This window comes from Bradyrhizobium sp. GW821-FHT12B03 (assembly GCF_058807535.1).
This window is the reverse complement of sequence record NZ_JBXAQU010000029.1, coordinates 60,810-67,468: the sequence shown is the minus strand read 5'-3', so window position 1 is coordinate 67,468 and position 6,659 is coordinate 60,810. Positions and strand designations below refer to the sequence as shown.

The window sequence follows — 6,659 nt, the reverse complement described above, 5'->3', positions numbered from 1 at the left end:
ATCCCTACAGATACTTGATTTTCACACCTAAGCCGCCGCGACCAACTGACTCAGTAGTACTAACCCACCCTACGGCAGTTGTGTTTGGTGCTACCGGCTCCCGTCCGGCCCCATCACCAGATCCGGCAGCGCGGTCGATATCCCCGGCACGAAGCACAGCAGCAGCACTGCGAGCATCATCAGCAGCACGAAGGGCAGGGTGCCCCAGATCACCTCGCTCAAGGGGATGTCGGGCGCGACGTTGCGGATGACGAAGATGTTCAACCCCACAGGTGGATGGATCAGGCCCATCTCCATCACGATGGTCATGACGACGCCGAACCAGATGATGTCGAAATTGGCGGCGCGGAGCGGCGGCAGGATGATCGGCGCGGTCATCAGGATGATCGAGACCGGCGGCAGGAAGAAGCCGAGCACGACCACCATGACGAGAATCGCGAACAGCAGCTCCCAACGGGGCAGGTGCATCGCGACGATGGATTCGGCGACCGACTGCGAGATGTGCAGATAGCTCATGACGTAGGAATAGAGCAGCGACATGCCGATGATCATCATCAGCATGGTCGATTCCCGGATCGTCGACTTCATGATGGGGGCGAGGTCGCTCGGCCGCCACACGCTGTAGATCGCTGCGATCAGCGCCAGCGCGAGGAGGCCGCCGAGGCCGGCGGTCTCCGACGGGGTGGCGTAGCCGCCATAGAGCGCGATCATGACGCCGGTGAGCAGCAGCACGAACGGGATCACCCGCGGCAGCACGCTGAAGCGCTCGGCCAGCGTGTACTCGTCGCGGGCGAGGATCGCAGCCTCGGGGCCGCCTTTCTTGTAGATCGCTTCGGCCGCGGCATATTCCTTGCGGAAGCGGATCACGGCATAGGCACCGAACAGGCTGACCAGCAGCAGGCCCGGACCGATACCGGCGAGGAACAGGCGGCCGAGCGATTTTTCCGCTGCGACCGCGAACAGGATCATGGTGATCGAGGGTGGCAGCAGAATGCCGAGCGTGCCGCCGGCCGCGATGATCCCTGCGGCAAAGCCGCCGGAATAGCCGCGCTTGCGCATCTCGGGGATGCCGGCCGAGCCGATCGCCGAGCAGGTCGCCGGGCTTGAGCCCGCCATCGCCGCGAACAGCGCGCAGGCGAACACGTTGGCGACGCCGAGGCCGCCGGGGACGCGATGCAGCCAGGCATGCAGGGCCAGATAGAGATCCTGGCCGGCGCGCGACTTGCCGATCGCCGCGCCCTTCAGGATGAAGAGCGGGATCGACAGCAGCGTGATCGAGGCCATCTCCTCGTAGACGTTCTGCGTCACCGTATCGAGGGACGCGGAGGGCATGTAGATGCCCATGAACACGACCGCGACCGCGCCGAGCGCGAACGCAATCGGCATGCCCGAAAACATCACAAGCAGCGTCGCGACCGCGTAGGCGACGCCGATACCGAAAACGCTCATGGACGCCTGGCTCCTGCGAAAGGCAGCGCAAGCTGCACGAGGATCTGGACGCAGAGCAGGCTCATGCCGAACGCCATCAGCGAGTAGGGAATGGCGAGCGGCGGCGACCACATCGAGTTCGAGACCTGGCCATCGACATAGGCCTCGTGGGCCAGCGTCCAGGACTTCCAGGTGAAGAAGGCGCAGAACAGCAACGTCGCGGCGTCGACCAGCCAGAGCCGGATCTTGTTCGCCAGCGGCGACAGCAGGCCGACAAAGGCCTCGATGCCGATATGGCCGCGGTTCTGCTGGACATAGGCGGCCGTCATGAAGGTCGCGCCGACCAGCAGGAACACCGCAGCCTCGTCCTGCCAGTAATTGGCGGCCTTGAACAAGGCGCGGCTGAGCACGCTGTAGCTCAGGATGGCGCAGGCTGCGACCAGCGCGATCGCGGCGAACACGACGATGATGTTGTTGAGGATGGCGAGACCGCGATCGATCGCTGCCGCAAGGCCGGTCCTTGCGGCAGCGTTTGCCTGATCGTCACGATCCGGAAGCGGACCGTGGCTCATGCGGCGACGTCGGTCGCAAGCTTGAGCAGGTTCGCCGAGGTCGCGGTCTTGGCGCCGTAATCCTTCCACGCGGTGTCGCGGGCGATGTCGCGCCATTTGCCGACTATGGCGGCATCGAGCGCCGAGACCTTGGCGCCGGCCTTCTCGTAGACCTTGGCGACCTCGACGTCGTCATCCTGCGCGCCCTTGCGGCCGAATGCTTCGAGCTCGGCGCCGACCGCGAGCAGGACGTCCTGCTGGTTCTTCGGCAGCTTGTCGAAGATCGCCTTCGACATCATCAGCGGCTCGAGCATGAACCAATAGGAGGCGCCTGCGCCCGAGGTCAGCGACTTCGCGACCTCTTCGAGGCGGAACGAGATCAGGCTGGTCGAGGAGGTGATGCCGGCATCGCAGGCGCCGGTCTGCATCGCCGCGTAGATTTCGTTGGAGGGCACCGACAGCACCGAGGCGCCGGCGGTCTGGAGCACCATGTCCATCTCGCGCGAGCCGCCGCGCACCTTCATGCCCTTGGCATCTTCCGGCGCCACGATCGGCTTGGAGCGGCTGGCGACGCCGCCGGCCTGCCAGACCCAGGTGAGCAGGATGATGCCCTTGTCGGCGAGGAAGTCGGAGAGGGCCTTGCCGACCGGCTCCTTCTTCCAGCGCATGCCCTGGTCGTAGGTGGTGACGAGGCCCGGCATCAGGCCGATATTGGTCTCCGGCAGTTCGCCGCCGGCGTAAGGCATCGGATAGAGCGAGATGTCGAGCGCGCCCTTGCGCATCGCGGAGAACTGCGCGTTGGTCTTGATCAGCGAGGAGTTCGGATAGATCTCGGCGGCGATGTCGCCGTTGCTGCGCTTGCTGACCTCGGCGGCGAACATGCGGCAGAGCCGGTCGCGGAAGTCGCCCTTGTCGATGGTGCCGCCCGGAAACTGGTGCGAGATCTTCAGCGTTGTCGCGGCATGCGCGGTGCCGATGCCGAAGCGGAGAATGGCGGGTGCCGCGACGGCGGTCGCGAGCATGTGGCGGCGGGTGAGCATGGTGTAATCCCCTTGAACGTTTCTTTGAACGGTTCTTGTCTGCTGTGATTGGGTGGGTCGTTGAGACCAGCGCTTAGGCCCATCCTAGCCGGTCTTCCATCCGATGATCTCTAGTCTGATAGTTCGAGACGGAATGCCGCGGCAAGAGCCGGCATTGCTGCGCTGCACACTCGTCGTTCATTCCGCGCCGTATCGGCGGCGCCATACCCGAAGGTGATTGCGGCGAATAGGTGGACGGCAGCATCCCGCAGAAATTTATCGGCGGCGGCGTAACAACGCTGGCGGTCGATCCGTCGAGATCAAATAGCGGCGTCCGTCGCTGACAAACACGATCTCGAAGGGAAGATGATCCATGACCATTCGTAACCGCATCGCGCTCGGCGTCTCGGCTGCCGCTCTGTCGCTTGGCCTCGCGCTGTCACCGGCCGCTTTCGCCCAGGACAAGATGGGCAAGGATGACGGCATGATGAAGAAGGACACGATGTCCAAGGACGGCATGAAGAAGGATGCCATGTCCAAGGACGACGGCATGAAGAAGGATCACATGTCGAAGGACGGGATGAAGAAGGACGACGGGATGATGAAGAAGAACTGATCTTCCGTCGTCGCGGGAGGCGATCTGCGCAAGCAGACGCGGGCTCGCGAAAGTCCGGGGGCGGTCATTCGGGCCGCCCCGGAGCGATGCTCAGTTCAAGTTCAATTGAACGTGAGGTGTGAACGCTACTTGCGCTTGGCCTTGCGGGCGGCGTAGCGGGCGTCGCGCTTGGCCTTCTGTTCGGCCTCGAGCGCAGCCGCCTTGGCAGCTGCTTCCTCGGCCTCACGCGCAAGGCGCGCAGATTCCGCCGCCTTGGCTTCTTCCTCGATGCGCTTCTGCTCGACCTTTTCCGCCTCGCGCGCAGCCTTTGCCTCGGCGCGCTTGGCCGCGAGCGCCTCGCGTTCGGCGCGCTTCGCCAGCACCGCAGGATCGTCGGGCCCGGGTTGCGACTTGAACTTGTTCAAAAGATTTTTGCGTGCTTCCTGCGCCGCCTTTTGCCGGTCGGAGAAGCCTGGTTCCCTGAATCCACTCATCGACGAGCCTTGTCTTCCTCGCTTTCGATCCTACATCACTGATCGTGGGTACGTCGGCTGGGCATGGTGCGGCGCCGCGTGACGGACAGCGTGTACATCGGCGCGCGTCGCGACGCCACACATAATCGCAGTCTATCAGGTAGACGAAAAATCGCGCCCCCCGACGATCTCTCGTATCCCGGAAAAACTGCCGAATTGTGATGTCCCTCATAAAGGGCAACCAAGGCGACGCCTAGCGTTCGCCCGGTACGAGACGGAGCACGGGCATGACTATCTTCCGGCTGAGCTTGAAGGCGCTTGCAGTCACCTTCGTGGTGGCAGCGCTGGCTGGCGCCGTATTGCTGCTCGCGCGTCCGCAGCCGATCGAGAATGCCGTCCTGGGCGCCGGCTGGGAGTGCAGCCAGACCGCGTTCGTGCTGACGACCTGTGCACCGCGGGCCCGCGAGGCGATCCCGGCGGTCGAAACCTCGCGCAAGGATGCGATCCGGGCTACCCGGGGCTGAACCGGGATGTGACGCGACGCCGCAGAGGTGGTACAGCCGGCTCGCCCCCGTGATTGGTCAGCCATGTCCACGCCTGAGCCCAAGCCTGAGTCCAAGCCTGAGTCCAAGCCCGCATCAGGTGATAAGCCCAAATCCCCGCCAAGAGCTCGATCCGATGACAACCGCCGCGGTGCGATCGCCGGCCTGGTCATCGCCATCGTGATCCTCGGCGTCGGCTGGTGGCTCGCCCGCGATCTCACCGCCGCGAGCAAGATGCAGGACTGCCTGATGTCGGGGCGGAGCAACTGCAACGTGATCGAGCCGGCCCGCTAGAAGCGCGCCAGCCGCGGCCGGTGCGGACGAAAAAATGCCGTGATCTTAATCATTTGTAACGGGACTTAGCCGACCAGAGCAGGTCAGTTATGTCAGCCGGCATCAGCCCAGCGCACGGCGAATCGTCTATCGCGCTGGGACCACGGCAATCGGCTACGGCAATCGAACGAGCAGGGGGTCAAGCACGCATGAGTGCGTCCAGCCGCATGAAGATCATCATTCCCTTGGTTTCGGCCATGTCATTGCTCGCGCTCTCGGCGCAAGCGCAGGACGCCCGGCCATCGCGGGACGCCGGCCAGCCGCCGGCAGGGCCGGCTGCGGGTGCGCCGCCCCAGAACAATCCGAACATGCGCAAGGGCCCGCCACCACAACAGGCGGCCCGGCCTGCGCCGCAACCCGGCGGCCAGCCCCATGCCGGCCCTGGCCCCGGTCCCGGTCCGCACAATGCCGGCGGTCCGCCGCCCGGTCGTAACTATGCCAGGGGACCGGCGCCGGCGCGCGATTGGGGCGGACACGCCTATCGCGGCAATGTCGCCTGGGACGGCGGGCACTGGCGCCGCGCGGTCCACAACGGCCGCTCCGGCTGGTGGTGGGACGTCGGCGGCGTCTGGTACTATTATCCGCAGCGGATGGCGGGGCCGCCCGGCTATATCTCGGAGGAGTATTACGACGACGTGCCGGTGGCCTATGCCCCGCCGCCAGTTGCCTACGAACCGCCGCCTCCGCCGCCGCCGGCTGATCCAGGTGCAAGCGCGCTTGGCGGCGCCATCGTTGGCGGCGTGCTCGGCGGTCTGATCTCGGGTAACGCATCGGGCGCGGCCGCAGGCGCCGTGATCGGCGGCGCCACCGGTGCCATCGCGGGCGCGACCGCTGCCTCGCGCCCCGGCTACTATCTGGCCCAGGGCAATTGCTACTACCGCTATCCGAGCGGCCAGTATGTGCAGGCTGATCCCCGCGCGTGTTACTGAGCTTCCAGGCAGTTCTGAAACGAAGAGGCGGGCGAATGGCCCGCTTCTTTTTTGTCCTGATTTTTCATCGTGCCGCCGCCGCAGAATGACCGATCGTCCCGCGCCTCACGATACCAGCCAGTTCATGAACGCCATGACGCCCCAGACGAGGCCTGCGAGCCAGGCCAGCATCACGATGCCAATGGTCGCAAGAAAGGCACCGCCGACCACGTCGGATCGTTTTCGCTGTGTCGGGACGTGAGCCTCGGCTGCTGCTTCTCGTGTCATGACCGGAAAGACCACCCGTGCCTTCTCCCGTCTTTGGGAGCGCTGAGATGTTGTCTAGCCGAGACGCCGGACGCAGGCTGTGACGCAATTCACAGAGCCATTCGAATGCAGCGGGGTCTCACGGTTTCGTGCGTGACATATCGGGAAACATCCGTGCGATGCGTGGCATCGCGGCCTGTCAGCCCATGGCCCGTTCGGCCGGACGCGATCGCCTTGTCCGTGTGGCGAGGAAATTACACCGCAATCATACGGACGAAATTGCCATCCGCTTGTCCAGATCGGCTGGCTAAAATTGGACTCATGTGCACCACGTACGATCCACAGCACGAGGCCGAGGCCGCAATGAAGCGCGCCGCGGCATCCGAAGGCGCCGACCGGCAACGACTCATCGAACTCGCCTTGGCCTGGCATCAGCTTGCCCGCGACCGGCGCGACGATGAACGGACGGACTAGCCGCGTTCGGCCGACGGCTGCCAGCCGAAGCCTTTAGCCTTCGCCCCCGGAGGCGCGTTCAAGCCGGAC

The 6,659-nt window shown here is 64.9% G+C and carries 9 protein-coding genes; 4 read left to right on the top strand and 5 right to left on the bottom strand.

Going from position 1 to position 6,659, the window contains the following annotated elements:
- Positions 1-90: 90 nt before the first annotated feature.
- From AC1RUR_RS35965 to AC1RUR_RS35955, 3 genes are read right to left on the bottom strand one after another with little or no spacing between them, the layout of a single operon-like run.
- Complete coding sequence (locus tag AC1RUR_RS35965) at positions 91-1,449, bottom strand: TRAP transporter large permease (protein WP_492852868.1); 1,359 nt, start codon at positions 1,447-1,449, stop codon at positions 91-93.
- Positions 1,446-2,000 carry a TRAP transporter small permease gene (locus tag AC1RUR_RS35960; RefSeq protein WP_492852867.1) on the bottom strand — a complete coding sequence of 185 codons (555 nt, stop codon included), beginning with the start codon at positions 1,998-2,000 and terminating at the stop codon, positions 1,446-1,448. The genes AC1RUR_RS35965 and AC1RUR_RS35960 overlap by 4 nt, the downstream gene beginning before the upstream one ends.
- Entirely contained in the window at positions 1,997-3,019 is a 1,023-nt protein-coding gene (locus AC1RUR_RS35955; RefSeq protein ID WP_492852866.1) for a TRAP transporter substrate-binding protein, read from the bottom strand. The genes AC1RUR_RS35960 and AC1RUR_RS35955 overlap by 4 nt, the downstream gene beginning before the upstream one ends.
- Before the next feature lie 352 nt (positions 3,020-3,371).
- Here AC1RUR_RS35955 and AC1RUR_RS35950 point away from each other — a divergent pair, with 352 nt between their 5' ends.
- Complete coding sequence (locus tag AC1RUR_RS35950) at positions 3,372-3,614, top strand: pentapeptide MXKDX repeat protein (RefSeq protein WP_492827930.1); 243 nt, start codon at positions 3,372-3,374, stop codon at positions 3,612-3,614.
- Positions 3,615-3,739: 125 nt separating this feature from the next.
- Here the strand turns inward: AC1RUR_RS35950 and AC1RUR_RS35945 are convergent, their stop codons facing one another.
- Positions 3,740-4,087: a DUF6481 family protein gene (locus tag AC1RUR_RS35945; protein WP_492852865.1), complete on the bottom strand. Its 348-nt coding sequence runs from the start codon at positions 4,085-4,087 to the stop codon at positions 3,740-3,742.
- Positions 4,088-4,353: 266 nt separating this feature from the next.
- Between AC1RUR_RS35945 and AC1RUR_RS35940 the strand changes: the two genes are divergently transcribed.
- The 3 genes from AC1RUR_RS35940 to AC1RUR_RS35930 all read left to right on the top strand — a co-directional run bounded on the left by AC1RUR_RS35940 (position 4,354) and on the right by AC1RUR_RS35930 (position 5,870).
- Positions 4,354-4,590, top strand: coding sequence for a hypothetical protein (locus AC1RUR_RS35940; RefSeq protein ID WP_492852864.1), 237 nt, complete (start codon positions 4,354-4,356; stop codon positions 4,588-4,590).
- Between the two features lie 63 nt (positions 4,591-4,653).
- The gene (locus AC1RUR_RS35935; protein WP_492852863.1) at positions 4,654-4,902 is read left to right on the top strand and encodes a hypothetical protein; all 249 of its coding nucleotides are present in this window, start codon (positions 4,654-4,656) and stop codon (positions 4,900-4,902) included.
- A 188-nt stretch (positions 4,903-5,090) separates the two neighbouring features.
- On the top strand, positions 5,091-5,870 hold the full coding sequence (locus AC1RUR_RS35930) for a hypothetical protein (RefSeq protein WP_492852862.1): 780 nt from the start codon (positions 5,091-5,093) through the stop codon (positions 5,868-5,870).
- A 105-nt stretch (positions 5,871-5,975) separates the two neighbouring features.
- Here AC1RUR_RS35930 and AC1RUR_RS35925 read toward each other — a convergent pair whose 3' ends face one another.
- On the bottom strand, positions 5,976-6,137 hold the full coding sequence (locus tag AC1RUR_RS35925; protein ID WP_492852861.1) for a hypothetical protein: 162 nt from the start codon (positions 6,135-6,137) through the stop codon (positions 5,976-5,978).
- Between the last annotated feature and the right edge of the window lie 522 nt (positions 6,138-6,659).

Bases quoted from the DNA above. Each gene is read 5' to 3' on its own strand.
- AC1RUR_RS35930 (WP_492852862.1), top strand. From the start codon at position 5,091: ATGAGTGCGTCCAGCCGCATGAAGATCATCATTCCCTTGGTTTCGGCC.
- AC1RUR_RS35925 (WP_492852861.1), bottom strand. From the start codon at position 6,137: ATGACACGAGAAGCAGCAGCCGAGGCTCACGTCCCGACACAGCGAAAA.
- AC1RUR_RS35965 (WP_492852868.1), bottom strand. From the start codon at position 1,449: ATGAGCGTTTTCGGTATCGGCGTCGCCTACGCGGTCGCGACGCTGCTT.
- AC1RUR_RS35945 (WP_492852865.1), bottom strand. From the start codon at position 4,087: ATGAGTGGATTCAGGGAACCAGGCTTCTCCGACCGGCAAAAGGCGGCG.
- AC1RUR_RS35935 (WP_492852863.1), top strand. From the start codon at position 4,654: ATGTCCACGCCTGAGCCCAAGCCTGAGTCCAAGCCTGAGTCCAAGCCC.
- AC1RUR_RS35960 (WP_492852867.1), bottom strand. From the start codon at position 2,000: ATGAGCCACGGTCCGCTTCCGGATCGTGACGATCAGGCAAACGCTGCC.
- AC1RUR_RS35940 (WP_492852864.1), top strand. From the start codon at position 4,354: ATGACTATCTTCCGGCTGAGCTTGAAGGCGCTTGCAGTCACCTTCGTG.
- AC1RUR_RS35955 (WP_492852866.1), bottom strand. From the start codon at position 3,019: ATGCTCACCCGCCGCCACATGCTCGCGACCGCCGTCGCGGCACCCGCC.
- AC1RUR_RS35950 (WP_492827930.1), top strand. From the start codon at position 3,372: ATGACCATTCGTAACCGCATCGCGCTCGGCGTCTCGGCTGCCGCTCTG.